The sequence below is a fragment of the Streptosporangium sp. NPDC020145 genome (assembly GCF_040631275.1).
GTDB lineage: Bacteria > Actinomycetota > Actinomycetes > Streptosporangiales > Streptosporangiaceae > Streptosporangium.
In genome coordinates, this window is sequence record NZ_JBEXZT010000005.1 from 200466 (window position 1) to 227260 (window position 26795).

The 26795-nt window shown below is 72.3% G+C and carries 24 protein-coding genes; 14 read left to right on the forward strand and 10 right to left on the reverse strand.

The window, feature by feature from the left end; genetic code table 11:
- The first annotated feature begins 7 nt into the window (after positions 1-7).
- Entirely contained in the window at positions 8-1516 is a 1509-nt protein-coding gene (locus ABZ463_RS11880) for a carboxyl transferase domain-containing protein (protein WP_362775898.1), read from the forward strand.
- A 10-nt stretch (positions 1517-1526) separates the two neighbouring features.
- On the opposite strand, the gene ABZ463_RS11885 is transcribed toward ABZ463_RS11880, so the two are convergent.
- Genes ABZ463_RS11885 through ABZ463_RS11900 form a run of 4 tightly spaced genes read right to left on the reverse strand, consistent with a single transcriptional unit; the run spans position 1527 to position 4227 of the window.
- On the reverse strand, positions 1527-1958 hold the full coding sequence (locus tag ABZ463_RS11885) for a hypothetical protein (RefSeq protein WP_352011368.1): 432 nt from the start codon (positions 1956-1958) through the stop codon (positions 1527-1529).
- Positions 1955-2386, reverse strand: a complete 432-nt coding sequence (locus ABZ463_RS11890; protein WP_362775598.1) for a hypothetical protein — start codon at positions 2384-2386, stop codon at positions 1955-1957. Before ABZ463_RS11890 ends, ABZ463_RS11885 begins: the two co-directional genes overlap by 4 nt.
- Positions 2387-2425: 39 nt before the next feature.
- On the reverse strand, positions 2426-3244 hold the full coding sequence (locus ABZ463_RS11895; RefSeq protein ID WP_352011370.1) for a carbon-nitrogen hydrolase family protein: 819 nt from the start codon (positions 3242-3244) through the stop codon (positions 2426-2428).
- Complete coding sequence (locus ABZ463_RS11900) at positions 3241-4227, reverse strand: DUF418 domain-containing protein (RefSeq protein ID WP_362775600.1); 987 nt, start codon at positions 4225-4227, stop codon at positions 3241-3243. The genes ABZ463_RS11895 and ABZ463_RS11900 overlap by 4 nt, the downstream gene beginning before the upstream one ends.
- Before the next feature lie 112 nt (positions 4228-4339).
- Between ABZ463_RS11900 and ABZ463_RS11905 the strand changes: the two genes are divergently transcribed.
- Positions 4340-5509 (forward strand): pyridoxal phosphate-dependent aminotransferase, encoded by a 1170-nt coding sequence (locus tag ABZ463_RS11905; RefSeq protein ID WP_352011372.1) that lies wholly within the window; start codon positions 4340-4342, stop codon positions 5507-5509.
- Between the two features lie 9 nt (positions 5510-5518).
- On the opposite strand, the gene ABZ463_RS11910 is transcribed toward ABZ463_RS11905, so the two are convergent.
- Positions 5519-6463 carry a LysR substrate-binding domain-containing protein gene (locus ABZ463_RS11910; protein WP_352011373.1) on the reverse strand — a complete coding sequence of 315 codons (945 nt, stop codon included), beginning with the start codon at positions 6461-6463 and terminating at the stop codon, positions 5519-5521.
- A gap of 96 nt (positions 6464-6559) precedes the next feature.
- Here ABZ463_RS11910 and ABZ463_RS11915 point away from each other — a divergent pair, with 96 nt between their 5' ends.
- Both ABZ463_RS11915 and ABZ463_RS11920 read left to right on the forward strand, forming a co-directional pair.
- The gene (locus tag ABZ463_RS11915) at positions 6560-7114 is read left to right on the forward strand and encodes a peroxiredoxin (protein WP_352011374.1); all 555 of its coding nucleotides are present in this window, start codon (positions 6560-6562) and stop codon (positions 7112-7114) included.
- Positions 7114-7650: a carboxymuconolactone decarboxylase family protein gene (locus ABZ463_RS11920; RefSeq protein WP_352011375.1), complete on the forward strand. Its 537-nt coding sequence runs from the start codon at positions 7114-7116 to the stop codon at positions 7648-7650. The genes ABZ463_RS11915 and ABZ463_RS11920 overlap by 1 nt, the downstream gene beginning before the upstream one ends.
- A gap of 66 nt (positions 7651-7716) precedes the next feature.
- On the opposite strand, the gene ABZ463_RS11925 is transcribed toward ABZ463_RS11920, so the two are convergent.
- Positions 7717-9288 (reverse strand): MDR family MFS transporter, encoded by a 1572-nt coding sequence (locus ABZ463_RS11925; protein ID WP_362775900.1) that lies wholly within the window; start codon positions 9286-9288, stop codon positions 7717-7719.
- An 80-nt stretch (positions 9289-9368) separates the two neighbouring features.
- Between ABZ463_RS11925 and ABZ463_RS11930 the strand changes: the two genes are divergently transcribed.
- Positions 9369-9938, forward strand: a complete 570-nt coding sequence (locus tag ABZ463_RS11930) for a TetR family transcriptional regulator (protein WP_352011377.1) — start codon at positions 9369-9371, stop codon at positions 9936-9938.
- Here ABZ463_RS11930 and ABZ463_RS11935 read toward each other — a convergent pair.
- Entirely contained in the window at positions 9930-10859 is a 930-nt protein-coding gene (locus tag ABZ463_RS11935; protein WP_352011378.1) for a cation diffusion facilitator family transporter, read from the reverse strand. The two genes, ABZ463_RS11930 and ABZ463_RS11935, sit on opposite strands and share 9 nt — an antisense overlap.
- 290 nt (positions 10860-11149) lie before the next feature.
- On the opposite strand from ABZ463_RS11935, the gene ABZ463_RS11940 reads away from it, so the two are divergent.
- The gene (locus tag ABZ463_RS11940; RefSeq protein WP_352011379.1) at positions 11150-11875 is read left to right on the forward strand and encodes an alpha/beta fold hydrolase; all 726 of its coding nucleotides are present in this window, start codon (positions 11150-11152) and stop codon (positions 11873-11875) included.
- 339 nt (positions 11876-12214) lie between these two features.
- Here the strand turns inward: ABZ463_RS11940 and ABZ463_RS11945 are convergent, their stop codons facing one another.
- From ABZ463_RS11945 to ABZ463_RS11955, 3 genes are all read right to left on the reverse strand, one after another.
- Positions 12215-13105 (reverse strand): glycoside hydrolase family 16 protein, encoded by an 891-nt coding sequence (locus ABZ463_RS11945; protein ID WP_352011380.1) that lies wholly within the window; start codon positions 13103-13105, stop codon positions 12215-12217.
- Positions 13102-15141 carry an acyltransferase family protein gene (locus ABZ463_RS11950; RefSeq protein ID WP_352011381.1) on the reverse strand — a complete coding sequence of 680 codons (2040 nt, stop codon included), beginning with the start codon at positions 15139-15141 and terminating at the stop codon, positions 13102-13104. The genes ABZ463_RS11945 and ABZ463_RS11950 overlap by 4 nt, the downstream gene beginning before the upstream one ends.
- Positions 15142-15241: 100 nt before the next feature.
- Positions 15242-16621: a glycosyltransferase gene (locus tag ABZ463_RS11955; protein ID WP_352011382.1), complete on the reverse strand. Its 1380-nt coding sequence runs from the start codon at positions 16619-16621 to the stop codon at positions 15242-15244.
- Positions 16622-17308: 687 nt separating this feature from the next.
- Between ABZ463_RS11955 and ABZ463_RS11960 the strand changes: the two genes are divergently transcribed.
- The 8 genes from ABZ463_RS11960 to aroC all read left to right on the forward strand — a co-directional run bounded on the left by ABZ463_RS11960 (position 17309) and on the right by aroC (position 26776).
- Positions 17309-18400 carry a ring-opening amidohydrolase gene (locus ABZ463_RS11960; RefSeq protein ID WP_362775606.1) on the forward strand — a complete coding sequence of 364 codons (1092 nt, stop codon included), beginning with the start codon at positions 17309-17311 and terminating at the stop codon, positions 18398-18400.
- A gap of 51 nt (positions 18401-18451) precedes the next feature.
- Positions 18452-19978, forward strand: coding sequence for a serine/threonine-protein kinase (locus tag ABZ463_RS11965; RefSeq protein WP_352011384.1), 1527 nt, complete (start codon positions 18452-18454; stop codon positions 19976-19978).
- A 4-nt stretch (positions 19979-19982) separates the two neighbouring features.
- The gene (locus ABZ463_RS11970) at positions 19983-22808 is read left to right on the forward strand and encodes a BTAD domain-containing putative transcriptional regulator (RefSeq protein WP_362775608.1); all 2826 of its coding nucleotides are present in this window, start codon (positions 19983-19985) and stop codon (positions 22806-22808) included.
- Positions 22809-22887: 79 nt separating this feature from the next.
- A complete protein-coding gene (locus ABZ463_RS11975) occupies positions 22888-23514 on the forward strand; it encodes a hypothetical protein (RefSeq protein WP_352011386.1) in 627 nt (208 codons plus the stop codon).
- Positions 23498-24070 carry an OmpA family protein gene (locus ABZ463_RS11980; RefSeq protein ID WP_362775611.1) on the forward strand — a complete coding sequence of 191 codons (573 nt, stop codon included), beginning with the start codon at positions 23498-23500 and terminating at the stop codon, positions 24068-24070. The genes ABZ463_RS11975 and ABZ463_RS11980 overlap by 17 nt, the downstream gene beginning before the upstream one ends.
- Before the next feature lie 50 nt (positions 24071-24120).
- Positions 24121-24729: an SseB family protein gene (locus tag ABZ463_RS11985; protein ID WP_352011388.1), complete on the forward strand. Its 609-nt coding sequence runs from the start codon at positions 24121-24123 to the stop codon at positions 24727-24729.
- Between the two features lie 59 nt (positions 24730-24788).
- Positions 24789-25529, forward strand: coding sequence for an A24 family peptidase (locus ABZ463_RS11990; RefSeq protein WP_362775613.1), 741 nt, complete (start codon positions 24789-24791; stop codon positions 25527-25529).
- A 68-nt stretch (positions 25530-25597) separates the two neighbouring features.
- Positions 25598-26776, forward strand: a complete 1179-nt coding sequence (aroC, locus tag ABZ463_RS11995) for a chorismate synthase (RefSeq protein WP_352011390.1) — start codon at positions 25598-25600, stop codon at positions 26774-26776.
- The last annotated feature ends 19 nt before the right edge of the window (positions 26777-26795 follow it).

Consider the following 26795-nt stretch of genomic DNA (forward strand, 5'->3'; position numbering starts at 1 on the left):
CCGGGGTATGAACCTCGTGCGTCCCGATGCCCGCGCGCTGATCGACGCCTTCCTCGACCCCGGGACGTGGCGGTCGTGGGACCGGACGCCCGCCGACCCCGCACCCGAGGGTTCCGGCTACGCGGAGGAGCTGGCCCAGGCCCGCGCCAGGAGCGGCTACGACGAGTCGGTCGTCACCGGGGAGGGGCTGCTCGACGGCCGCAGGGTGGCCTTCGCCGCCTGCGAGTTCTCCTTCCTCGCCGGATCGATCGGGTTCGCCGCCGCCGAACGGCTCACCGCCGCGATCGAGCGGGCGACCGCGGAACGGCTCCCGCTGCTGGCCGCCCCGGCCTCGGGCGGCACCCGGATGCAGGAGGGCGCCCCGGCCTTCGTGCAGATGGTGAAGATCACCGCCGCGGTCGCCGCCCACCGCGCCGCGGGCCTGCCGTACCTGGTCTATCTGCGGCACCCGACCACGGGCGGGGTCTTCGCCTCGTGGGGGTCGCTCGGGCACGTCACCATGGCCGAGCCCGGCGCCCTGATCGGGTTCCTGGGCCCCAGGATCTTCGAGTCGCTGCACGGCTACCCCTTTCCCGAGGGCGTCCAGGTCGCGGAGAACCTCCTGGCCCACGGCCTGCTCGACGCGGTCGTGCCCGCCCCTGAGGCCAGGCGGCTCGCCGTCCGGGCCCTGTCCGTGCTGTGCGCCCCGCGTGAGGTACGGCCCGCAGGGCGGGAGCCGGACGAGCACGTCCCCCCGGTCCAGGCGTGGGACGCCGTCACCCGTTCCCGCAGGGACGACCGCCCCGGCGTGCGTGAGCTGCTCGGGTACGGCGCCCGCGACGTCACCCCGCTCAACGGCAGCGGCGAGGGGGAGGCGGACCCCGGCCTGCTCATCGCGCTGGCCAGGTTCGGTGAGGCCCCGGCCGTCGTGCTCGGCCAGGACCGGGGCCGCAGAAGGGTCACGGCCCCCTTCGGTCCCGCCGGGCTCCGGGTCGCCCGGCGGGGGATGCGCCTGGCCGCGGAACTGGACCTGCCGCTGGTCACGGTGGTCGACACCCCGGGGGCCGCGCTGTCCAAGGCGGCCGAGGAGGGCGGCCTGGCCGCGGAGATCGCCCGCTGCCTGGCCGACCTGGTCACGCTCGGGGCACCGACGGTCTGCCTGCTGCTCGGTGAGGGCGCCGGCGGCGCCGCCCTGGCGCTGCTGCCCGCAGACCGCGTGTTGTGCGCCCAGCACGCCTGGCTGTCCCCGTTGCCGCCGGAGGGCGCCTCGGCGCTGCTGTACCGGAGCGTCGACTTCGCCCCGGAGACCGCCGCCGCGCAACGGGTGAAGTCGACCGACCTGCGGCGCGACGGCATCGTCGACCGGATCATCCCGGAGCTGCCCGACGCCGCCTATGAGCCGGAGGCCTTCTCCCGCAGGGTCGCGCACGCCCTGGAACACGAGATCGCCGGGCTGCTGCGGCCGGCCCCGGCCGACCGGCTCACCGCCCGCCTGGCGCGCTACCGGGCGCTCGGCGGGCGGGCGGACCCGGCCTGAGGCCGGGACGTCACGACTCCGGCTCGGCCGGGGTGAGGGACAGGGGGACGCGCTCGACGCGGATGGAGAAGACCTCGTCACGGGGGACGACGACCTCGTAGGCGCCGTGGTCGACCATCCAGTAGCCGAGCGCCTCGGCCTTCAGCCCGCTGTGACCGGTGTAGGCGATGTGCAGGCTCTCCTCGCCGTTCTCCTCGGAGACGTCGAGGACCAGGCACGGCTCGCCGCCGAACGCCCCGACCGTGCGCACCAGCACCAGCCACTCCAGCTCCTCGCGGGGCACCACGGCCCGCCAGTAGCCGGAGAGACGTTCGAAGCCCTGCCGGGCCTCCTTGGCGAACAGCACGACCTCGGAGTCACCGGGGCCCAGCGCCGCGACGTGGGTCCGCTCGCCGTAGCGCGCCAGGAAACCGGATGCCACCGGTTCGATCACGTCGCTCACGAGGCCCGCCGCCAGGCGAGGCCGTCGTAACGGCCGAACAGGCGCTCTTCGCCGGGTGTCACGTGGATGATCTCGGCTCCCGCTGGGATCGGCACGGGTGTGGTGTGGAACTGCGGCACGACGTGCTCACGCGAGGTGGTGAAGCCGTTGCCCGCGAACGGGGGGACGTCGTTCCAGTCGCCCCCCATGTGCGGGCCGTAGGGGACGGCGTAGGCGTCGACGTCACGGGCGAACCAGCGCATGAGGTACAGCTCCGGGACGGCCGTGGTCAGCTCGGAGCCCTCGAAGCCCAGGTCGAGGCCCGCGAAGAGCTGGGCGGGCGTTGTCAGGCGGGCGCAGTCCTGCACGCGGTAGACATATCCCGATATGACGCTGCGCCTGCCCGCGAGATAGGGCACGAGCAGTCGGGGCGGGATGACCTTCTGCATCTGCGTTCTACGCCCAGGTGGCTCACTCACGGTCGCATTTTACGATCTGCCGACCTGAAGCCGCCGGTGTTCCAAGCAGGGCAGGGCATTCCGGGTGGCAATCGTGACCTGGGGGTCGAGCACGCACGTCCGCACCGCGGGCGCGGGCCCCAGGTCGGTGTGGACGACGCCCATCGGGTCGACGAGCATGCTCCTGCCGATCCCGAAACCGTCGGCGGCCTCGGGGTTCGGCGCCTGCCCGACGGCCGCGACCCAGGTGGTGTTCTCGATCGCGCGGGCCCGCACCAGGGTCGCCCAGTGCTCCTCCTTCATCGGGCCCGACCCCCAGGCGGCGATCACCGCGAACAGGTCGGCCCCCCGGTCGGCCAGCGCCCTGCCCAGCTCGGGGAAACGGACGTCGTAGCAGGTGACCAGGCCGACCCGAAGCCCGGCCAGCTCGACGACCACCGGCTCCTCACCGGGGACGACCAGCTCCGACTCCTTGGCGCCGAAGGAGTCGAACAGGTGGATCTTCCGGTAGGCGGCCAGGAGCGCGCCCGTCTCGTCGAGGGCGACGGCGGTGTTGTACACCCGGCCCCGCCCTGTCTCTCCGGTCCCGGCCTCTCCGGTCTCGAACACCCCGGCGACGACCGCGAGGCCGGACTCCTTGGCGGCCTCGGCGAGCCCGGTGACGAACGGCCCGTCCAGGGGCTCGGCCAGGCCGGTGATCCGCCTGCCGTACCGGGTGAGGGTGGCCTCGGGGAGGATCGCCAGCTCGGCGCCGTCCTCGGCGGCGGAGCGCAGGGCCTCGCGGGCGCGGGACAGGTTGACGGCGGGGTCCTCGGAGACCGGGATCTGGCACAGTGCGATGCGCGTCACGTCCTCGACCCTATCCGGCGGTTGGGCACCCGTTCCAGCCACGTCAGGCATCGCCATCCCCACTCCAGCGGGCCGTAGCGGTGCCCCCGCAGCCACGCCCTGCTGAGGAACACCTGCGCGGCCAGGACGCTGACCGTCAGCGCGACCACCGTGATCCTGGTCGGGTCCGCGGCCAGCAACGGCAGCGCCGCCAGGATGACCAGGGTGCTCGTCAGATAGTTCGTCAGCGCCATCCGGCCGAGCGGCGCCAGGACCGCCAGCAGCGGCCCGCGCGCCCGGGTCCGCAGGAGCAGCAGCAGCCCCGTGCAGTAGGCCGTCGCGGCGGCGAGCCCGGCCGTGGGGTAGAGGCCGCGGAAGTAGAACGTGCGGTCCCCGGCCGTCGTCCTGACCCACAGGTAGCCGAGGACGACGGCCAGCGCCGTACCGGCCACGAAGGCGGGCCCCACCGGCCACCGCGGCGGCCCGTACTCCATCATCGCCATGCCCAGCAGGAACAGACCGGGGATGAGGATGACGCCGCCGCCCTCGCGTACCCCCCACACCGTCACGACGATCCCGAGCAGCAGCACCCCCCGGCGCGGCAGGAACGAGGCGGGCAGCAGCACCAGCGCCCCGAAGATCGCGTACGGCAGGAGCACCTCGCCCGGGTTCACCGTCTGGTGGAGCAGGCCGAGCACCCCGAGCACGGCCAGGCGGCGCAGCAGCACGAGCCTGGGACGGCCGGTGCGCGCGGCGGCCGAATCGAGGAACAGCACAAGGCTCATCCCGAAAAGCACGGAGAAGATTGGATAGAAACGGCTCTGTCCGAGATTCTCCACGACCCAGTCGACGGCACCGCGCTCGGCGCCGGGCACGCGCTCACGAAGGTGCTGCCAGGTGTTGACCAGCATGATCCCGCACACCGCGAACCCGCGTAGCGCGTCCAGCTCGTGGAGCCTTCCGGATGCGGGAGCCGTATGGGTCACAGGAAACAGACGTATCACCGCGCAATCCATCTCGCCTAGACGACCTCTGTCATAAGACGACAAGCCCATACAAATCTAGGTCGTCGGGCTGGCACTCGATCTGTCACGCGCCCCGGTCTACTGTTGCCGTGTGAACGATCCCCTGGTGGCGCGGATGCGCGCGTTCGGCACGACGATCTTCTCCGAGATGTCGGCGCTCGCCGTACGGACCGGTTCGATCAATCTGGGACAGGGCTTTCCCGACACCGACGGGCCCGCCGCGATGCTGGAACGCGCGGCGGCGGCGATCAGGGAGGGGGCCAACCAGTACCCTCCCGGCCCCGGCGTCCCCGACCTGCGCCAGGCCGTCTCCGAGCACCGCAAGGCCTGCTACGGCCTCGACTACGACCCCGACGGCGAGATCCTGGTCACCGTCGGCGCGACCGAGGCGATCGCGGCCTCGATCCTGGCGCTGTGCGAGCCGGGAGACGAGGTGATCGCCTTCGAGCCCTACTACGACTCCTACGCCGCCGCCATCGCCCTGGCCGGGGCCGTGCTGCGCCCGGTCACCCTGCGCCCGGTCGAGGGACGCTTCACCTTCGACCCGGCGGAACTGCGCGCCGCCGTCGGCCCGCGTACCAGGGCGATCCTGGTCAACTCACCGCACAACCCGACGGGGACCGTCCTCACCCGCGCCGAGCTTGAGGAGATCGCCCTGCTGTGCGGGGAGCATGACCTGGTGGCCGTCACCGACGAGGTCTACGAGCACCTCACCTTCGACGGCGTCGAGCACATCCCGCCGGCCACCCTGCCCGGCATGCGCGAGCGCACCGTGATGATCTCCTCGGCGGGCAAGACCTTCTCGGTCACCGGCTGGAAGACGGGCTGGGTGTGCGGGCCGTCCCCGCTCGTGCGCGCCGTGCAGACCGTCAAGCAGTTCCTCACCTTCACCGCCTCGGCCCCCTGGCAGCTGGCCGTCGCCCACGCCCTGCGCCACGAGATGGAGTGGGTCTCCGGGCAGCGCGCGGCCCTGCAGGCCAAGCGCGACCGCCTGACGGCCGGGCTGTCCGCGGCGGGCTTCGAGGTCTACCGCCCCTCGGGCACCTACTTCGTGCAGACCGACATCCGCCCCCTCGGCTTCACCGACGGCCTCACCCTGGCCCGTGAGCTGCCGGACCTGGCGGGCGTGGTGGCCATTCCCACCCAGGTCTTCTACGCCGACCCCGGACGCGGCAGCCACTTCGTCCGCTTCGCCTTCTGCAAGAAGGAGGAGGTCATCGACGAGGCCGTCGCCCGCCTCGGCCGTCTGGCGGGCCGGTGAGCGCGCCGTTCAGCCGACGATCCTGACCGGCAGGCGTCTGGCGCGCAGCGCCGAGCGGACGGCCCTGGCGAGCAGGCCGTACTCGGCGGACCTGGCCGAGCTGGCCCGGTAGGCCAGGCCGATGGTCCTGCCGGGGGCGGGGTCGGCGAAGCGGCGCAGCGCCAGCCGTACCCGCTTGCCCGTCTCGACCGGGACCGCCGACTCGGGCAGCAGCGTCACCCCGAGACCGCCCGCGACGAGCTGGACCAGGGTCGGCAGGCTGGTGGCGTAGGTGGCCGCCGTCGCCCGCGCGCCGACCTCACGGCACACGTCGATGGCCTGTTCGCGCAGGCAGTGGCCCTGGTTGAGCAGCACGATGTCCAACCCCTTGAGCGCCTCGCGGTCCAGCGGCGTGTCATCCCCGGCCATGGGATGGTCGGGGGAGAAGGCGAGCAGGAAGTCCTCCTCGTAGAGGGGCTCCTCGACCAGCCCGGTCACCTCGGTCGGCAGCGCGAGCATCACCATGTCGAGACGGCCCTCACGCACCTCCTCCAGGATGGTCTCGGTCTTGGCCTCGTGCACGGTCAGCTTGAGCCTGGGGAAGCGCCGCGAGAACATCGGCAGCAACGCGGGCAGCACGTAGGGGGCGACCGTGGGGATCACCCCCAGGTGCGCGGGGCCGTTGAACGGCTCCCGGTTCTGGGCGACCTCACCCATGAGGTCCTCGACCGCCTTGAGCACCCGCGCCGCGTGCACCGCGACCCGCTCGCCCGAGGGGGTCAGCAGGACCTTCCTGGTGGTCCGTTCGAGTAACCGGGTGTGCAGGGTCTCCTCAAGGGCGGAGACCGCGCTCGACAGCGCGGGCTGGCTCATCCGCAGCGCGGAGGCCGCCTCCCGGAAGTGCAGATGATCGGCGACCGCGAGGAATGCCCGCAGTTGAGCGAGGGTGGGGGTTGGCTCACTGATAAGGATCACCTGTCAGATTCGTTCGACTGCTCGATTTCTCGAATCAATGCTAGGTGCGGCAGTCTGGGCTCCGACAACGACGTCCCCTGTGAAGGAGAACCGGACTTGCTCACCATCGGTGACCGCTTCCCTGAGTTCGAGCTGACCGCCTGTGTCTCCCTGGACGCGGACAGCGCGTTCGCCCAGATCGACCACAAGTCCTACGAGGGCAAGTGGAAGGTCTACTTCGCGTGGCCCAAGGACTTCACCTTCGTCTGTCCGACCGAGATCGCCGAGTTCGGCCGTCTCGAAGGTGAGTTCGCCGACCGCGACGCCCAGGTCCTGGGCTTCTCGGTCGACTCCGAGTTCGTCCACCACGCCTGGCGCAAGGACCACCCCGACCTGCGTGACCTGCCCTTCCCCATGCTGTCCGACATCAAGCGGGAGCTGTCGTCGGCACTGGGCATCCTCGGCTCCGACGGTGTCGCCCAGCGCGCCACCTTCATCGTCGACCAGAACAACGAGATCCAGTTCGTCATGGTGACCGCCGGTTCGGTCGGCCGCAACGTCAAGGAGGTCCTGCGGGTCCTCGACGCCCTCCAGTCCGACGAGCTGTGCCCCTGCAACTGGAACAAGGGCGAGGCCGGTCTGGACGCGAAGCAGCTGCTGGCCGGCGTCTGATGTCCGTCGACAACCTCAAGGGCGCCCTTCCTGAATACGCCAAGGACGTCAAGCTCAACCTGGGTTCGCTCGTCACGACCTCCTCGCTCGGCGAGCAGCAGCTCTGGGGGACGCTGCTCGCCTGCGCGGCGGCGACGAGGTCCCAGCGCGTGATCGCCGAGATCGCGGCAGAGGCGGCCGACGTCCTGTCCGCCGAGGCGTTCAGGGCGGCCAAGGGCGCCGCCGCGATCATGGCGATGAACAACGTCTACTACCGGTCGATGCACCTGATCGGTGACGAGACCTACGCGACCATGCCCGCCAAGCTCCGTATGACCATCATCGGGAACCCGGGCGTGGACAAGGTCGACTTCGAGCTCTGGTCGCTCGCGGTCTCCGCGATCGGCGGCTGCGGCCGCTGCCTGGAGTCCCACGAGCAGGTGCTGCGCAAGGCGGGGCTGCCCCGCGAGCAGATCCAGGAGGCCATCCGGATCGCCGCGGTCGTCAACGCCGTCGCGGCGGTGCTGGAGTCGGAGGCCGCTCTGGCCACGGTCTGAGACAGCGAAGAAGGGGCGGGTGTGCACCCGCCCCTTCTTTGTGCCTGCCCTTCTTCGTGTCTGGCGTCAGCTCGCGTCGGCGAGGTCGGCCTGCGCCGCGGGCGCCGCGCCCCGCGCCGAGCGCAGCGGGAGTTCCTTGAGCATCAGCGCCGCCAGCGCGGCCAGTACGGCGATCGGCACGCCGACCAGGAAGACCGTGTGGATGGCCCGGGTGAAGGCCTCAAGGATCACTTCGAGCACCGGCGCAGGCAGACGGTGAATCGCGGCGGGGGAGCCGAGGCTGGGCGCCGTGCCACCGGTCAGGGGCAGATGGGCGGCCCTGGCGAGGGAGACCAGCTCGGAGGTGAGCCGGTTGGACAGGATCGCGCCGAACGCGGCCACGCCGACCGCGCCGCCAAGGGAGCGGAAGAACGTCACGCCGGAGGTGGTCGAGGCCATGTCGGCGCGGGTGACGGCGTTCTGCGCGGCCAGGATCAGGATCTGCATGGAGGCGCCAAGTCCGACACCGAGCACCGTGATGTCGACGCCGACGCTCACCAGTGAGCTGTCGACGTGCAGCCGGGAGAGCAGGAACAGCCCGAGGCCGACCAGCAGCATGCCCACGACGGGGAAGGCCTTCCAGCGGCCGGTCCTGGTGACGAAGCGGCCGACGGCGATGGAGGAGGCGAGCAGGCCGAGCACCATGGGCAGCGTCATCAGGCCGGAGGCGGTCGGGCTCATGTTCTTGACGATCTGCAGGTACTGCGGCAGGAACATCAGCGCGCCGAACATCGCGGCGCCGACCAGCAGCGAGGCCAGGCAGGTGAGCACGAAGGTGTGGTTGCGGAACAGGTGCGGGGGCAGGATCGGGTCGGCCGCCCGGCGCTCGGCGACGACGGCCAAGCCGAACAGCACCAGGCTCAGCGCGCCGAGCCCGTAGGTCCAGCCGGAGCTCCAGGCGAACTCCTTGCCGCCGAGTGACAGCAGCAGCATCAGCGCGGTCGTGCCGCCGGTGATGAAGGTCGCGCCCCACCAGTCGACCTTGGCCGCGCGGTGCGACGGCGGCAGGTTGAGCACCCGCTGGATGACGAAGAAGGCGACCACGGCCAGCGGCACACAGATCCAGAACGTCCAGCGCCAGGACATGTTGTCCACGACGAAGCCGCCGAGGAGCGGTCCCGCGACGGTGGAGACGCCGAAGACCGCGCCGATGTAGCCGGAGTAGCGGCCCCGCTCCCTCGGCTCGACCACGTCGCCGAGGATGATCTGCGGCAGTGCCGCCAGGCCGCCCGCGCCGATCCCCTGGACGGCCCTGGCCGCGATGAGCTGGCCCATGTCCTGGGAGAAGCCCGCGGCGACCGAGGAGAGCACGAAGACCAGCAGGGCGGCCTGGAACATGAACTTGCGGCCGTACAGGTCCGACAGCTTGCCCCACAGCGGGGTCGAGGCAGTCATGGTCAGCAGCGTCGCGCTGGCGACCCAGGCGAGCTGGTCCTGACCGCCGAGCGTGCCCACGATCGTTGGGAGCGCGGTCCCCACCACGGACGTCGAGATCATCGACGTCAGCATGGCGAGCATCAGGCCGGCCAGGATCTCCAGCACCTGTCTGTGGGTGAACCTCGGGGCCGCCTCGGCCTGGACCTGTTGTTCGGTCAGCATGGACATCCCCCAATGTATGTACGATACACATGAAGTTAGTAGACGCTTGTTTACCCGTCAAATCTGGAAGGAATGGGAAAGTGGACGAGATACGGCGTCGCGACAGGGAGGGCACAAGGTGCCGCATCCTGGACACCGCCCGCCGTCTGTTCGCCGAACTCGGCTACGACCAGGTGACGATGCGGCTCATCTCCGCCGAGGCGGGGGTCAACATCGCCCTGATCAACCGCTACTTCGGCACGAAGCGGGAACTGTTCGCCGAGGTGCTGGCCGTACGGGGGCGTTTTCCCGGGGTGCTGGACGTCCCGCGTGAGCAGCTGCCCCGGCGCCTGGCCGAGTACGTCGCCGACCTGCTCGGCTCGCGGGAGGAGGGGCCGGTGCTGGCGACGCTCAGCCGTTCGACGGTCTGCCCGGAGATCCACGAGATCGTCAGGGACCGGGTCCGTTCGGCGATCCTGGAGCCGCTGGCCGCGTGCCTGCCCGCCCGGGAGGCCCTCCTCGGGGCGACCGCCGCCACCGCGCTCGTGGCGGGCGCGGGCACGCTGCGCCAGCTCTTCGGGCCGGGCGCGTTCGACGAGGCGGGCAGGGAGGCTGTGGTCGCGCGGTTCACGAAGGTCTTCGAGGCCTGCCTCGGGGAGGCGTCAGGCTGACCTGTCGCGGCCCGCGGCGATCCGGCAGGCGGCGCCCGGGACGTGGTCGACCTGCAGCGTGCTGTGGTCGATGTGGAAGCGCTCGTGCAGCAGGTCGGCCAGCTCGCGGCGGACCCGGTGGCAGTCACCGCCCGGCGCGACGGTCACGTGCGCCGACAGCGCGGACAGCCCGCTGGTCACGGTCCACACGTGCAGGTCGTCGACCCCGGTGACCTCGGTGTGGGCGGCGATGGCCGCGCTCACCTCAGCCGGGGGCGCGCCGGGGGGCGCCGCCTCGAACAGGATGCGCCCGGCCTCGCGCAGCAGGCCGTAGGCGGCCTTGCCCATCAGGGCCGCCACGACCAGGGCGGCGATCGCATCCGCCCTGCCCCAGCCGGTGAGCCAGACGACCGCCCCCGCGACCGCGGTCGCCACGAAGGCGTACATGTCGTTGAGGATGTGCTGGAAGGCGCCCTCGACGTTGAGGCTGCCGCGGTCGGCCCTGGCGATGAGCCAGGCCGCGGCGGCGTTGACCCCGATGCCGACCAGCGCCGTGCCGAGGACCAGCGCCCCCGTCACCTCCGGGGGCTGCAGGAGCCGCCGGACGCCCTCGTAGACGAAGTAGACGACGAGCGCCACGAACGTCAGCCCGTTGATCGCGGCCGAGAGGATCTCGGCGCGTTTCCAGCCGAAGGTGTAGGCGCCGCTGGCGGGACGGGCCGCCATGCTCATCGCCACCAGGGCCAGGGCGATGGAGGCCGCGTCGGTGAGCATGTGTCCCGCGTCCGAGACCAGCGCGATGGAGTTGGCGATGACGCCGACCACGACCTCGGCCGCCATGAAGACCGTCAGCAGAACGAGTGCCGCGACCAGGTAGCGACGGTCGGAGTTCGCCCCGTGGCCGTGCCCGTGTCCATGCCCATGTCCGTGGCCGTGACCCATCCCGAGACCCGCCTCATCAACACTTGAACAGTTGCTCAGACGTTAAGAAAGGTAAGCCTAACGGAACAAGATCTGAAGCGCGGAGGCACCGGCAGGACAGGAAATGCGCGACCCGCACAACACTGGTTCCCCACCCGTCACCCGGGAATCCCCGCACCCCGCACTGTCCGGTGCCGGTCATCTCCGAAACAGCCCAAGTGGCCGTCCCCCTCGCGCCGTCCGCACCCGGGGGGCGATCATGGAGGGACGGCCGCCGCGCCGCCCCAGTCCACAGCACGGAAGGAACCAACATGACCTGGCTGCGTACCCTCAAGCCCAGGCCGAGGGCCACCACGCGGCTGATCTGCTTCGCGCACGCGGGCGGCTCGGTCACCGCCTACCGCGACTGGCCCGACCTGCTCCCCGGATCGGTCGAGCCGTACGGCGTGCAGCTGCCGGGCAGGGCGGACCGGTTCGGCGACCCCATGCCCGCCGACATCCACGAGATCGTCGGCCCCGTCGTCGAGGAGATCCGGCCCCTGATGGACCGGGACGTCGTGCTGTTCGGGCACAGCATGGGCGCGATCGTCGCCTACGAGACCACCAGGGCACTCGAAGCCGGGGGGGACGGCCCCGTCCGGCTGTTCGTCTCGGGAAGCGCCGCCCCGCACGAGCCCAGACGCAGGCGGGAGATCTCCTCCTACGACGACGAGGCCTTTCTGGCCGAGATGACCAAACTCGGCGGGACCGAGCTTGAGATCCTCTCCCACCCGGCGATGAGAGAGGTCGTCTTCCCCTACATCAGGGCCGACTTCCGCCTGGTCGAGGAGTACCGCCACACCCCCGGGCCCGCGCTGCGCACCCCCATCTCCGTCATCGTCGGCGACACCGACCCGGTGGTCACCCCGCTGCAGGCCAAGGAGTGGCAGGCCCGCACGGAGTCCGGCTTCTCCCTGACGATCCTGCCCGGCGGCCACTTCTACCTCCAGCCCCAACGCGCCGCCGTGGTGGCCGAGATCCTACGGAGGATGGGGTAGGGGGTTGTGTCTCTTTGCGCCGCTTGGCGGCGTCGCGGGTTGTGTCTCTTTGCTCCGCCTTCGGCGTCGCGGGCTTGGGCGCTTCGGGTCGGTGCCTTCCCTCGTCTCTCCGTCGCTTCGCTCCTGCGTTCCTCAGTCCAAGCACCGACGCGCCCAAGCTGGGTCTCTTGCTCCGCCTGCGGCGTCGCGGGCTTGGGCGCTTCGGGTCGGTGCTTTCCCTCGTCACTCCGTCGCTTCGCTCCTGCGTTCCTCAGTCCAAGCACCGACGCGCCCAAGCCGAAACCCCTCACACGTGGCACCGGGAAAGCATGAGACGAAACTTCTCGCACTTGGGGGTGTTCATGCCTTGGGGGCGGGTTTGGTCTTCACCGAGACGTAGTCGATGAGCATGGGGCGGCCGGGGACGGTGGCGGGGGTGGGGCCGCCGCCGAAGGCGTTGGGGAGGCCGCCGCCCACGGCGACGTTCAGGATCAGGAAGAAGCCGTGCGCCGTCGCCCTGCCCCAGGTCTGCGGGTCCATCCGGGTGGCGGCGACGGTCAGGACGGGGGCGTCGTCGAGATACCAGCGGATCTCCTTCTCGTCGATCTCCACGGTGTAGCGGTGGAAGCTCCCATGACAGGACGGGCAGGGACGCTCGCCGGAGCCGATACCCGAAGGCTCGCCGCACGGCCCGCCGGGCATCACACCGCAGTGCATGGCGGCCATGACCGAGGGACGGCCGTTGACCGCCTCCATCACGTCGATCTCGCCGATGGCGGGCCAGCCGGTGTAACCGTCGCGCAGCGGGGCGCCCAGCATCCAGAACGCGGGCCAGTAGCCCGCGCCGTCCGCCGGGGTCACCGCCGGGAGCCGGATCCTGGCCTCCACACGCAGCACGCCTCCCGGCGGGGGCCTGAAGTCGGAGCGGGCGGTCTCCACCCGGCCCGACGTCCAGGCCCCCTCGCGCAGCAGCGGGGTGATGGCCAGGTTCCCCGCACCGTCGAGGGAGACGTTCTCCGTCGAGTCGGTCATGGTCTCGATCTCCCCGGTGCCCCACCGGGGGGCGGGGCAGCCGGGATAGCAGGTACCGAGGTCGTGCAGCCACCCCTGGGGAAGCGGGGATCCGGCGGCCCCGGAGAAGTCGTCACGGAAGATCTCGGTCCAGCGTGCCTCCCGGGCCTCCCGGCCGGGCCCCGAGCACCCGGCCAGGAGGACGACAAGGGCGAGGACCACCCGGGTGGCGGGCCTCACAGCACCGTGGGGATCAGGTCGAGGTCCTCAAGGTCCTGCTCGATCCGGGGAGCGAGCCGTACCGCGAGGGTGTCGGTGATGTGCGCGTCGTCGCGGTAGAGCACGATGCCGTCGAGCGCCGCGGGGCAGGTGGCCGAACCGGAGTCCTCCGGGCACAGCAGCGGCGTCACGTCCAGCAGACGGACCCCCGGACGTCCCCCCGCGGTGATCTGCTCGGCCAGCGGATCGGGGCGCAGCCCGGCGGCGCGCGGGAACGCGCAGCCGGAGACGGGACCCCCGGAAAGACAGGCGGGCACGTCCTTGCCGGGCAGCGGCGTGTCACGCAGGTAGACCAGCGAGGCGCCGAGCCGTGACAGCGGGGTGAGGGTCGAGTCCCAGGCGCGGGTCAGCGCGGCCCTGTCGGTGGTGTACGCGTTGAGCGAGGCCAGCAGGATCAGCCGGGGCGGAGCCTCGCTCGCCAGCCGTTTCATCGCGTACTCCCGCCAGGCGTCGCACTCGCGGTACTCCCTGCCCAGCCGGGGGTCGACGACCGTGAGCCGGGGCAGCGGGCAGCCGGGCTTGGTGAGGACCTCCAGGGCCCACCCTCTCCGTACGGCGATGCGCTCGGCCGCGGCGAACCACTGGCCCGCGTGGGAGTCGCCGATGAGGACGACCCTGTCCTTGGAGGAGGTGTCGCCGAACAGGCACGGCGGGCTCGTCGTCGCGGTCAGCGCGATCTCGCAGCCCTGGGACTTGGGGAAGTCGTTCCTGGCCTGCGCGGGTGGCGGGCGCAGCGCCGTACCGGGGGTGTCCGGTGTCTCGGCCGACTGCGCCACGGTGACCGTGGTGGTCGTGGAGCCCTGCACGATCCCGCCGTTGAGCAGGAGCGCGGCGGCGACGGGCACGGCCATCGCGCTGGTGCCCAGGGCCAGGCCGCGCCGGGGCAGCGCCGCCACGACCCGTGACGTCCGCAGCGGCTGTTCGACCAGCCTCAGCGTCAGGGCCGCGGGAAGCGCGCAGGCCAGCACCAGCGCCAGCCGTACCGGCCACGACTGCTCGCCGAACGCGGCCTCGGTGAGGACCAGGACCGGCCAGTGCCACAGGTACCAGGAGAACGACAGCCGCCCCGCCAGCCGGACCGGTGCCCAGGACAGCGCGGCTGAGACCGGCGAGCGGAACACGATGACCGCCGCCGTGCCGAGCGTGGGGACCAGCGCGGCCGTCCCCGGGTACGGCGTCTGCGGGCCGAGCGCCACGATCGACCAGGCGACCGCGGCCGCCCCGGCCAGGCCGAGTGCCCCGGAGACGACCCGCAGGGAGAAGCGCGGGACGTCCCGGTGGCCCTCGCCGCCTCCGGGACGCGCGCCGAGACGCCCGCCGTACGGCGTGAGCAGGGCGGCCAGGGCACCCACGCCGAACTGCCAGGCACGGGAGGGGGAGGACAGGTAGGCGAGCGGGGCGCTGGTGCCCGTCCACCACAGCGCGAGCGCGAACGAGACACCGGTCAGCGCCACGACGGCCACCGCGATCGCGGGCAGGGGACTGCGGCCGAGGCGGCGCGCCACCAGCACGAGCACCAGCAGCAGCGGCGCCCACAGGAGGTAGAACTGCTCCTCGACGGCCAGCGACCAGTAGTGCAGCAGAGGACTCGGGTCCCGCGCGGCGGCCAGGTAGTCGGTCTGGCCCGCGACGAACCGCCAGTTGGCGAGATACAGGGCGGCGGCGACCACGTCACCGGCGACGTCGGTGCCGCGCAGCGGCGGCAGCAGCAGCCAGGCCCCGGCCGTCGTGGCGAGCAGCACGACCCCGGCGGCGGGCAGGATGCGCCTGGCCCTCCTGGCGTAGAAGTCCGCCAGCGAGAAACGGCCCTCGGCCGAGATGTCGCGCAGCAGCAGACCGGTGATCAGGAACCCGGAGATGACGAAGAACACGTCCACCCCGGCGAACCCCCCGGCCATGCCGGGCACGGTCGCGTGGAAGGCGAGCACGGCCAGGACGGCGACCGCCCGGAGCCCCTCGATGTCCGGCCTGAAGCCGAGACGGTAGCGCGGCGTCACGGCAGCAGCGGGGGCAGTACGGCGAGGCCGGAGGCGAGCAGCACGCCGAGCAGTAACAGGACGGTGATGGCCAGGGCCTCTGGCCAGCGCAGACGGTGGTTCAACGGAGAATCCTCCACAGATCACGAATGAGGGGGAGGGCGATGTAGGTGGTGCCGACGGCGAACAGGGTCAGCGCCCAGTACTCACCCCACCCGTAGACGGACGCGCGCAGCGCGATGCCGATCCAGGTGGCGGCCGTGGTGACGGTCAGCCAGACGAAGGCCATGCGGGCGACGGTCGAGACGAGCGTGCTCTTGCCCGCGGCGGCGCCGCTGGGCACCCACGCCGCGGCCTGGTTGCGCACCGCGTGCACGATGGAGATCAGATGACAGTAGGCGTACAGGGTCTGGGCGCGGGTCACCTCGAAGCGCCAGCGGCTCACCGAGACCGCGGGCAGCAGCACCAGCGCCACCCAGAGGGGCCCCACGAACGGGATCATGTGCCACGCCCTGACCTCGTCCGGATAGAAGGCGAGCATGACGAGCCCGGGCAGCGGGACGGCCGCGATGTTGGCGGCGGAGACGAAGTAGCTCAGGAAACCGCTGTAGTAGGACAGCCGTACCCGCCACGACATCGGCGTGCGGTGGAAGTCACGGTCGAACAGCAGGCTCATGCAGCCCATCGCCCACCGGTACTGCTGGGCGATGTAGGAGGCGACGTTGTCGGGGGACAGGCCCTTGGCCAGCAGCACCGGGACGTACTTGGTGCGGTAGCCGTGCTTCATCAGCTCGACGCTGGTGTAGATGTCCTCGCTGTGGTCGATCTTGGGGAAGCCCCCGATCTCCTCAAGCGTCGCGCGCCGGTAGACCACGTTCGTGCCCACGCAGATGGCTCCGCCGTCGGCGTCCCGCGACGGTTGCAGCCACCGGTAGAACATCTCCTGGGCGGCCCCGGCCGTACGCTGCAGCCAGGGCATCTCCTGCGTGGTGTCGAAGTACTGCGGCGACTGGGCCACGGCGATCCTCGGGTCCTCCAGATAGGGGACCAGGTGGGACAGGAAGTCGGGCCTCGGGCAGAAGTCGGCGTCGAAGACCGCGACGACCTCGCCCGAGCTGATCGACAGGCCGTGGTTGAGGTTGCCGGCCTTCTTCAGGTACCCCTGGTCGGGCCGCGCGCTGTACCGGAAGCCGTGCCGTACGGCCAGCTCCTCCACCTCGTCGCGGGCGGCGTCGTCGAGCACCCAGACCGTGACTGGACCGTTCCACCGGAGTGCTCCCACGTGGCGGAAGGTGTTGCGCAGGATCTCCATGGGTTCGCCCCTGGTCGGCAGGAAGACGTCCACGGAGGGCAGGCGGGCGGGCCGCCAGGAACGCACGAGCAGCTCGTGGGACTCCCAGGTGGTCAGCCGCTGACGCTGCCCGTCGACGAACGACATCGTCCATCCACTGAGGTTCAGCAGCAGGGCCACGAAAAACGGCCACAACGCGGGATGACGCATGGAGAATAGGAAAAGAGTCCCTGCGGTTAATGTCAGGGAAAGGGGCACGGACAGAAGCACCCAGCGCTTTTGTGGCCCGAAATACAGTTTCAGCTCGTCGTCGGACGGAGGCTGTGGAAGATATTGATCGGCCTTGTCAGGAGGCGCGTCAAGTAATGCAAGCATGCGGAGAACCCCGTTTTCTCAGCTGCGTGGAGCGGCTCGTTTTCCACCGCTGGATCAACTGTAAACAAAGTTATTGGTGTCGCGTGCGCGGGCAGATGATCTAGCGGGAAACGTGACGTTAACTGAACGTCATTCGGTGCTGTGAAATATCCGTCGATGTTGTGAGAAGTGGCGATATGTCCAAAATCATCGGATGTTTGGATGTGTCGCAGATCACAGGTTTGAAGCGGCCCGCGGGCGGGGCCGTACCGTGCGGGGGCCGGGTGCGCGGACCGCCCCGGGAGAACGATTACCGATCAAGGAGCCCCCGGGCGCCCTCCTCACGGGTGCCCGCCCCCGGACGGGGAAACCGCTCCCCGTGCCGGTGCCCGCCCCGCGCGGTGGGTATCGCAACGGGTGTCGCGACCCCGGGGCCGGTCCGGGCCGGGCCGGGGGTCGCGAGGCCACAGTGAGGCCACAGTGAGGCCACAGCGAGGCCACAGGGAACCCACAGGGAAGCAGCGGGACCGAGAGGTGACAGGGATGCCGGAACCGATTGAAGTGCGCAAGGTGGCGATCGAGAGCGTGACCGACGCCTCCGGGTTGTCCCGGCTCATCGACGACGGGGTGATCGAGGCGCACCGGGTCCTCGCGGTGATCGGCAAGACCGAGGGGAACGGCGGGGTGAACGACTACACCCGCATCCTGGCCGACCGCGCCTTCCGTGAGGTGCTCGCCGAGCGGGGGCATCCGGCGCCCCAGGACGTCCCGCTGGTCTGGTCCGGCGGCACCGACGGCGTGCTCAGCCCGCACGCGACGATCTTCGCGACCACGGCGGACGCCGAACCGAGCCAGGAACCTCGCCTGAGCGTCGGGGTCGCGATGAGCGAGGTCATCCTGCCCGAGGACATCGGCCGCCCCGCGATGGTCGAGAAGGTCGCCGCGGGCGTCAGGAAGGCCATGGAGGCCGCCGGGATCGACGACCCCGCCGACGTCCACTACGTCCAGACCAAGACGCCCCTGCTCACCCTCGCCACCATCAACGACGCCAGGTCCCGGGGCCAGGACGTGGTCGTCGAGGACACCGGGCCCTCGATGGACATCTCCAACTCGACCACCGCCCTCGGCGTCGCGGTCGCGCTCGGCGAGATCGGGACGCCCACGGCCGGGCAGATCCACCGGGACCTGTCGCTGTACTCCTCCGTCGCCTCCTGCTCCTCGGGGGTCGAGCTGGACAGGGCGCAGATCGTCGTCGTCGGCAACGTCAGGGGCATCGGCGGGCGCTACCGGATCGGCCACTCCGTCATGCGGGACGCGCTGGACGCCGACGGCATCTGGGCGGCCATCCGGTCGAGCGGGATCGACCTGCCGGAGCGCCCGCACCCCTCCGACCTGGACGGCAGGCTGGTCAACGTGTTCATGAAGTGCGAGGCGGACCCCTCGGGCAGGGTCAGGGGCAGGCGCAACATCATGCTCGACGACTCCGACGTGCACTGGCACCGCCAGATCAAGGCGACCGTCGGCGGTGTCGCGGCCAGCGTCACCGGCGACCCCGCCGTCTTCGTCTCGGTCGCCGCCGTCCACCAGGGCCCCAGCGGGGGCGGCCCGGTCGCCGCCATCGCCGACCTGGGCTGAGTGCCGGGGCTTTTGTCCCTGGTGTCGGTGTTTGATCGTAAGGTGACTCCGGTGAACGTGATCGGCGGATACGTGCTCAGGCGTGAGCTTGGCCGGGGCGGCATGGGCGTGGTGCACCTCGCCACCACCCCGACCGGCGGCCTGGCCGCGGTGAAGGTGATCCATCCCCGGCTCACCGACGATCCGGCCTTCGTCCGGCGCTTCGAGCGCGAGGTGGCCGCGGCCCGCAGGGTGGCCAGGTTCTGCACCGCCCCCGTCCTGGACGCCGGGATCGACGGGGACGTCGCCTACCTCGTCACCGAGTACGTCAAGGGCCCAAGCCTGGCGCAGGCCGTACGGGAGCAGGGGCCGCTGACCGGCGCCAACCTGGAGGCGCTCGCGGCCGGGATCGCCACCGCGCTCCACGCCATCCACGAGGCCGGGGTGATCCACCGCGACCTCAAGCCGTCGAACGTGCTGCTGTCCCCGCTCGGCCCGCGGGTGATCGACTTCGGCATCGCACGACTCGCCGACGAGGAGAGCCTGGCCAGCCAGGCGATCCTGGGCACGCCCGCGTTCATGGCGCCCGAGCAGGTACGCGGTGAGCCGCCGACCCCCGCGGCCGACGTCTACGCGTGGGGCGGGGTGATCGCGTTCGCGGGCACGGGCCGCCTGCCGTTCGGCGGAGGCTCCCCGCCCGAGGTCCTGTACCGGATCGTCAACGAGGGGCCGAACCTCGACGGCCTCGAAGACCGGATGCGCGCGGTCGTCGAACGGGCCATGGCCAAGGACCCCGCGCGCAGGCCGAGCGCCGGGCGGCTGCTGGGCGAGCTGATCGGCGGCAGCCCGACCCCGGCGACCGCCACCCAGGCCGTAGAACGCTCCTGGACGGTCACCGCTCAGGAGGAGCCCGCCGTCCCTGACGGGCCCGCCGTCGCCGAGCCGGGGAAGAGGGCCCGGCGCCGGTGGCCGTGGGCTCTGGGCGCGGTCGCGCTCGCCACGGCCGTCACCGCAGGCGTGGCCGTCCAGGCCGGTTTCGGCGCCGCGCCCGCCCTGCCCTACCACGCGGACTTCGCCGACTCCTGGGAGGTCGGCGTGACCGAGGGTGGCCGGAGCGAGCGGGACGGCGCCGCCTACCTGCTGACCGCCAACCCCGGGTGGCGGCTGTGGAAGTCGGCCCCCTTCCCGGGCGAACGCGCGCAGGACGTCGTGGTCAGCTCCTCGGCCCGGCTCGAAGCGGGGTCGGGGGAGTTCGGCGTGTGGTGCCGTGGCGACCTGGGCACCGGCGACCGGTACGAGTTCACGGTCGCGGGTTCCGGAGACGCCTCCATCGTCAAACGGCGCGCGGGGCGGGGCGTCGTCCTGGACGGGCCGGTCCGGGTACGGGGAACGGCGGACAGCCGTGTCGTGGCCCGATGCGGTCAACGGGGTACGGCGACCGCCCTGAGCATGTGGGTCGACGACGTCCTGGTCGCCGAGGCCGTCGACACACGCGATCCGTACGGCCCCGGCGCGGCCGGAGTCCACGCGGCGCCGGACACCGGCGCCCCGGTCCGGGTCAGGTTCCGCTCGTTCGACCTCAGCGGGCCGAAGGGCTGAGACGGTGCGGTTCGGCGTGCTGGGGCCGCTGCTGGTCCTCGACGGTGATCGCGACCTGACCCCCGGGCCCGCGAAACACCGCGCGCTGCTGGCCGCCCTGCTGCTGCGGCCCGCGCGGCCGGTGGCCGTCGACCGGCTGGTCGACGAGGTGTGGGACGGACGGCCGCCGGCCTCGGCGGAGGCGGTGCTGCGGGTCTACGTCAGCGCCCTGCGCAAGGTGGTGGAGGGGATTCGCACCGTGCCCGGCGGATACCTCCTCGACGTCGACCCCGACCGGGTGGACGCGCACCGGTTCGAGCGGCTGGTGGCGGAGGCCACGCGAGCCGGGGAGGCGGGCCGGCGGGCCGAGGCGGCAGAGGGACTGCGCGCGGCCCTCGCGCTCTGGCGGGGGCCCGCGCTGGCCGACGTCGAGTCGGACACGCTGCGGCGCGCGCACGCCGTACGGCTTGAGGAACTGCGGCTGACCACGGTCGAGGAGCGGGTCGAACTGGACCTGGCGCTCGGCCGGGGCGCGCGGGTGACCGGGGAACTGCGCGCGCTCGTGGCGGCCTACCCGCTGCGGGAACGGGCGTGGGGGCAGCTCATCACGGCCCTCGGCCAGGCGGGACGCAGGTCGGAGGCGCTGGGCGCCTACCAGGAGGCACGGCGGCTGCTGGTCGGGGAACTCGGCCTCGAACCGGGGGAGGCGCTGCGCGAGGCGCACGAACGCGTGCTCGCGGGCACCTCGACCCGGGCCGGACAGGTGCCGAACGAGACACCGAACGAGACACCGCCGGACATCGCCGACTTCACCGGGCGTGAACGCGTGCTGGACTGGATTCGCCGGTCGGTGCCCGACGCCGCGGGCGCGCCCGTCCACCTGGTGCTGCACGGCCCGGCGGGAGTGGGCAAGTCCGCGGTCGCGGTCCACGCGGCCACCGCGCTCGACTTCCCCGGCGGGCGGCTGCACGCCTCGCTCGGCGGCAGGACGCCGGAGGCGGTGCTTGAGGACCTGCTGCGCTCGCTCGGCTGCCAGGAGACGGCGATCCCCGCAGGCCTGGACGGGCGCGTCCGTCTCTACCGCAGCACGGTGAGCGGACGGCGCCTGCTGGTGGTGCTCGACGACGCGGAGCGGGAGGCCCAGGTACGCCCGCTGCTGCCCACCGGGCCCGGCTGCCTGACGCTGGTGACCAGCCGCTCGCCGCTGCACGGCCTGGAGGCGGCGCGCGCCCGCGAACTCGGCGTGTTCGACCGGGACGAGTCCGTGGCGATGCTGGCCGGGGTGGCCGGGCGGCGTCGCGTCGAGGCGGAGCCACGGGCGGCGGCGCGGATCGCCGAGTTGTGCGGCGGGCTGCCGCTGGCCCTCAGAATCGCCGGGTCCAGGCTGGCCAGGCGTCCCGGCTGGACCCTGGAACACCTGGCGGGACGTCTTGAGGACGAACGCGGACGCCTGGACGAGCTCAGCGCGGGTGACCTGGCCGTGCGCGGCAGCCTGGCGCTGGGCTACCGCGCACTCTCCGAGAGGGAACGCCTGCTGCTGCGCCGTCTCGGCGCGCTGTCGGCCCCCGACTTCGCCCCCTGGGCGGCCTCGGCCGTCCTTGGCGCGCCCGCCGAGGAGACGCTTGAGGCGCTGGCCGGGGCGGGCCTGCTGCAGGCGCGGGGTCTCGACTCGGCAGGTCAGGAGAGGTACGGCTGGCACGACCTGACCAGGCTCTACGCGGCCGAGCGCCTGGCCGCGGAGGAGGGTCCGCCCGCCGGGGTCCTGGCCGCCGCGGCCCCGGAGATCCTCGACCGCGCCCGGCGGGCCAGGACGTTGCTCCTGCCCGCGGAGCCGGGCTCGGGCCTGACCCTGGCCCGTACGGCCGAGCAGGCCGCGGCCGCGGAGACCGCGCTCCTTCGGGAGTCGGCCCGCTGGCTGGCCGCGGAACGGAGGTTCCTGGTCGCGACCGTCGCCGACGCGCGGCGGGCGGGCCTGGACGAGGCGGCCTGGCGGCTGGCCTTCTACCTGACGCCCTTCTTCGAACTGGGCGCGCACCGCGAGGACTGGCGCTCGGCCGTGGAGGAGGGGCTGCGGGCCGTACGGCGCGCGGGGCACCGCAACGGTGAGGCGCTGCTGCTCAGATCCCTGGCCGACCTGCACCGTGTGGAGGGCAGGCTGCCCGAGGCGGCCGAGGCACTGCGGCGGGCGCTCGGGCTCGCGGAGCCGGGGGAGGCGGCCCGCGTCCGGTACCGGCTCGGCCTGGTCCACCTCGCCGGGGAACGGCCGTCTGAGGCGCAGGCGTGTTTCGTGGCGTGCCTGGCCGCCTTCTCCGCGGCGGGCGACCGGCGGGGCAGGGCCGACGCGCTGCGCGCCCTCGGCGGACTGCGCCGGGATCGGGACCTGCTCTCAAGGAGTCTGGAGGCCTACCGCGAGCTGGGCGACCCACGGGGTGAGGCGGCGGTCTCGCTCGACCTCGCCGGGCTTCTCCTGGACACGCGGCGGCTTCGGGAGGCGAACGAACGGGCGGAACACGGCCTCGGCCTGGCCAGGCGGCTGGGGGACCGGCTGCCCGAGGCCGCGGCGCTGACGGTCCTGGCCGGGATCGCCCTGGCGGAGGGCAGGGCGGACGTCGCCGGGCAGAACGCGCGGGAGGCGCTGGAGACCTTCCGCGAGCACGGGGACCGCGCCGGTGCCGCGCGGGCGACGCTCACCCTGGCGGAGGCGTTGCTCGGGCTTGATGAGATTGATGAGGCGTTTGATGGAGTAATGCGAGTTATGGGAGAGTTCGACGCTCTCGGTGACCGGCGAGGCCGCGCCGCGGCGGAAGAGCTCGCCGACGAGGTACGACGCCGCCGTGGCCTGCGCGTATAGCGCGCTATACGCGTCCTGAAGGTGGCCCGCCTACGGTCGGGGCCGACGCGAACCACGACGGGCAAGAGGTGCAAGCACGATGGGAAGAGGGATCACGCCGGCGCTGGCCGCCGCCGTGCTGGCGGCCGTGCTGAGCGGATGCGGGGCGCTCCCCGGGCAGCGGGGCGGCGGCGGTGAGGAGAGGCAGCCGCTCCCCGCCTCCGCGGCCACGACCGGGGCCGCCGGGCAACCCGCGGAGAGGTCTTCGGAACAGCCCTCGGAGCAGCGGGACGTGCCCGTCGAGCAGGACGTCGAACAGGAGAAGGTGATCGCCGCCAGGAAGGTCAAGGCGGGCGGCGCCGACCTGGTCGTACGGATCACCGGCCTCAGGCGGCAGGGCAGGCTGGCCACGCTGACCTGGACGGTCACCAACACGGGCGACGCCAGATGGCAGATGAGCAACGACATGGGGGACACCCCGGGCGGTCTCGGGCTGACCGTCGGGGGGATCAGCCTGGTCGACCCGGTCAACGGCAAGCGCTACACCGTCGCGCGCACCGGCGCCTACCCCAAGGTCACCTGCCTGTGCTCCAGCTACGACGTGTTCACCGAGCCGGACGAGGTGCTGCCGCTGCACGCGGCGTTCGCCGCCCCGCCGCCGGACGTCACGAAGATCAACGTGGACCTCAAGGTGCTGGGCGTGTTCGCCGATGTCCCGATCTCCTGAACGTCTCACGGCCCTGGCGCTCACACTCGTCCTGACGGTGGGACATCCGGCGGCCGCGTGGGCCGACCCCGCCGACCCCGAGGCGGCCACGGCCGGGGTCGAGGAGATCGTCACCCGTGTCGAGGACGTCGTCGCCGAGGTCGAGTCGCTCGACGGCGCGGAGAGCGAGTCGAAACGCGGGGAACAGATCACCGTCGCGCTCACCAGCGACGTGCTGTTCGCCCTCGACAGGGCCGTGCTGACCACCGGGGCGAAGCTGCGCCTGCGGCGGATCGCCGAGCGCGTCCGCGCCGAGTCCGCGGGCAGCGAGGTCAGGATCGAGGGGCACACCGACGACCAGGGGAGCGACGCCTACAACGACGCGCTCTCGCTCAGACGGGCACGGGCCGTGGGGCAGATCCTGCGGGCCGCCCTCGCCGGCACCGGGACGACCCTGCTGGCCAGGGGGTTCGGCGAGTCCAGGCCCAAGGTGCCCAACATCGTCGACGGCGCTCCCGTCGAGGCGAACCGCGCGAGGAACCGGCGGGTCGAGATCGTCTTCGACGCCGCCCGGTGACCCTCCCTCGGCCGAGGACCCGCCGGTCACCGAGGGTAGGCTTCGGGGTCGTGCCGAGCATTCCCCAGCCACTGGTCCCCGGCGACGACGGCTCAGCCGACGCCGCCGTCTCGTCCGCGCTCGCCGCCTTCTCCGCGGGCACGGCCGACGTGGGCGCGGTGATCGCCGCCCTCGGCGGGGCGCGGCTGCTCGTCCCGGTCGTGGCCCTGCTGACGGAGTCCGAGGTCGGCGAGCACGGGCTGCGGCAGGAGAAGGAGAGCGAGATGGCCCTGCCGAAGCTCGTCGGCAAGGACGGCAGGCAGGCGGTGCTCGCCTTCACCGGGACCGGCCCGCTGAAGCTGTGGCGTCCCGACGCCCGCCCCATCCAGGCGACGACCCCGCAGGTCTGCCAGGCGGCGGCGCACGAGGACGCCGCGGCCGTGGTGATCGACGTCGCGGGCCCGGTGCCGTTCGTGATCGAGGGAGCCGTGCTGCAGGCGTTCGCCGCGGTCGGGGCCGGCACCCTCGACCGGCTCGGCTCCGAGACCCCCGGGGTCACCGTGGCCCGAATGGAGGCCCGAACGGAGGCCCGGAAGGAGGCCGGATCCGAGACGGCCGTCCCCCGGCGCCGCCGCCTCGGCTGGCCGCTGGTCGGCAGGTCGTCACGCGGCCGGGACTGACCTTCCCGCGTTAGGGTTCGGGCCGTGGACGAACACGGCCGACCTTCCCCGGGGGCGCGGTGAACCACCTCCTGCCCCTCGTCGCCGCCCTGGCCGGGCTGCCGCTCGGCTTCTGGGCGAGAGACCTGGCCATCCGCCACTCGGTCGGGGAGGAGGCCCTCCTCGGGCACGCCTGCCCGCGCTGCGCCACGGCGGTCGGCGGCGGCCCGGTCGCGTCCCTGAGACTCGCGGCCGGGCGCTGCCCGGGGTGCCGGGCACGGATCGGCCCGCCGCCTCTGGTGGCCGAGGTCCTCACCGCGGTGACGCTGGCCGCCCTCGCGTCGCGGTACCCATGGCCCGAGCTGGCCGCCTACGGGTGGCTCACGGCCGTCACGGTCGCCCTGGTCGCCGTGGACGTCGCCGTCCACCGGCTGCCCGACCGGCTCACCGCCGCCGCCTTCCTGGGCACGGTGGCGCCGCTGACGGCCGCGGCCCTGACACGGGACGGCGCCCCGGACCTGGCCAGGGCGCTGCTCGGCGGCCTGGTCCTGACCGGCCTGTACCTCCTGCTCTTCCTGGTCAACCCGGAGGGCATGGGGCTCGGCGACGTCAAGTTCGCGGCGGCGCTGGGCGTGGCGCTCGGCCGGCTCGGCTGGGACGCCCTGGTCACCGGCGCCTTCCTCGGCTTCCTCGCCGGAGGCCTGTACGGCGGCGCCCTGGTGGCCGCGCGCCGGGCGGGACGCGGCAGTGAGATCCCCTTCGGCCCCTTCATGGCCGCCGGTGCCTTCGCGGTCATCCTCACGGCCCAGGGAATCCGCTGACATGCCGGAGCGTCTCAACCAGTGAGCCTCGGCCATTCCAGTGGGCGGCACATGGAAGACTTGTCACCATGTTGCGCTGGTTGACCGCCGGAGAATCCCACGGCCCCGAGCTCGTCGCGATCCTTGAGGGCCTGCCCGCAGGGGTGGAGGTGACCACGGCCGACATCGACGGGGCACTGGCCAGACGCCGCCTCGGTTACGGCCGTGGCGCCCGGATGAAGTTCGAGCAGGACGTGGTGAACATCGTGGGCGGCGTACGGCACGGCCGCACGCTCGGCAGCCCGGTCGCCATCCGCGTCGGCAACACCGAATGGCCCAAGTGGGAGACCGTCATGGCGGCCGACCCGGTCGATCCCGCGCTGCTGGAGGGGCAGGCGCGCAACGCGCCGCGCTCACGCCCCCGGCCGGGCCACGCCGACCTGGCGGGCATGCAGAAGTACGGCTTCGACGACGCCCGCCCCGTGCTCGACCGGGCCAGCGCCCGCGAGACCGCCGCCAGGGTCGCCCTGGGCCAGGTCGCCCGCGCCTTCCTCAAGCAGGCCCTGGGCGTCGACATCGTCAGCCACGTCGTCTCCATCGGAGGGGCGCAGGCGACGCCGGGCGTCCTGCCCGGCCCCGAGGACATGGCCGCCGTCGACGCCGACCCGGTGCGCTGCGCCGACCCCGAGGGCAGCGCCGCGATGGTCGCCGAGATCGACAAGGCCCACAAGGACGGCGACACCCTCGGCGGGGTCGTCGAGGTCGTCGCCTACGGCCTGCCGCCGGGCCTGGGCAGCTACACCCACTGGGACCGCCGTCTCGACGCCCGCCTGGCCGCCGCGCTGATGGGCATCCAGGCCATCAAGGGCGTCGCCGTCGGCGACGGCTTCGAGACCGCCCGCCGTCCCGGTTCCCGGGCCCACGACGAGATCGAGAACACCTCGGACGGCGTACGCCGCATCACCAACCGCGCGGGCGGCGTCGAGGGCGGCATGACCAACGGCGAGCCGCTGCGGGTCAGCGCCGCCATGAAGCCGATCTCCACCGTGCCCAGGGCACTGGCCACCATCGACGTGCTGACCGGTGAGGCCGCCAAGGCCCACCACGAGCGTTCCGACGTGTGCGCCGTGCCCGCCGCCGCGATCGTCGCCGAGGCGATGGTCGCGCTGGTCCTCGCCGACGCCGCGGTGGAGAAGTTCGGCGGTGACTCCGTCGAGGAGGTCGCCAGGAACCTGTCCGGCTACCTCTCCTCGATGGTGATCAAGTGAGCGTGCGAACCGAGGAGGA

What these genes read in the sequence shown, in the direction of transcription:
- ABZ463_RS11880 (WP_362775898.1), top strand. Translation starts at nt 8, where the DNA reads ATGAACCTCGTGCGTCCCGATGCCCGCGCGCTGATCGACGCCTTCCTC.
- ABZ463_RS11890 (WP_362775598.1), bottom strand. Translation starts at nt 2,386, where the DNA reads ATGCAGAAGGTCATCCCGCCCCGACTGCTCGTGCCCTATCTCGCGGGC.
- ABZ463_RS11920 (WP_352011375.1), top strand. Translation starts at nt 7,114, where the DNA reads ATGTCCGTCGACAACCTCAAGGGCGCCCTTCCTGAATACGCCAAGGAC.
- ABZ463_RS11925 (WP_362775900.1), bottom strand. Translation starts at nt 9,288, where the DNA reads ATGCTGACCGAACAACAGGTCCAGGCCGAGGCGGCCCCGAGGTTCACC.
- ABZ463_RS11935 (WP_352011378.1), bottom strand. Translation starts at nt 10,859, where the DNA reads ATGGGTCACGGCCACGGACATGGGCATGGACACGGGCACGGCCACGGG.
- ABZ463_RS11940 (WP_352011379.1), top strand. Translation starts at nt 11,150, where the DNA reads ATGACCTGGCTGCGTACCCTCAAGCCCAGGCCGAGGGCCACCACGCGG.
- ABZ463_RS11955 (WP_352011382.1), bottom strand. Translation starts at nt 16,621, where the DNA reads ATGCGTCATCCCGCGTTGTGGCCGTTTTTCGTGGCCCTGCTGCTGAAC.
- ABZ463_RS11960 (WP_362775606.1), top strand. Translation starts at nt 17,309, where the DNA reads ATGCCGGAACCGATTGAAGTGCGCAAGGTGGCGATCGAGAGCGTGACC.
- ABZ463_RS11975 (WP_352011386.1), top strand. Translation starts at nt 22,888, where the DNA reads ATGGGAAGAGGGATCACGCCGGCGCTGGCCGCCGCCGTGCTGGCGGCC.
- ABZ463_RS11980 (WP_362775611.1), top strand. Translation starts at nt 23,498, where the DNA reads ATGTCCCGATCTCCTGAACGTCTCACGGCCCTGGCGCTCACACTCGTC.
- aroC (WP_352011390.1), top strand. Translation starts at nt 25,598, where the DNA reads ATGTTGCGCTGGTTGACCGCCGGAGAATCCCACGGCCCCGAGCTCGTC.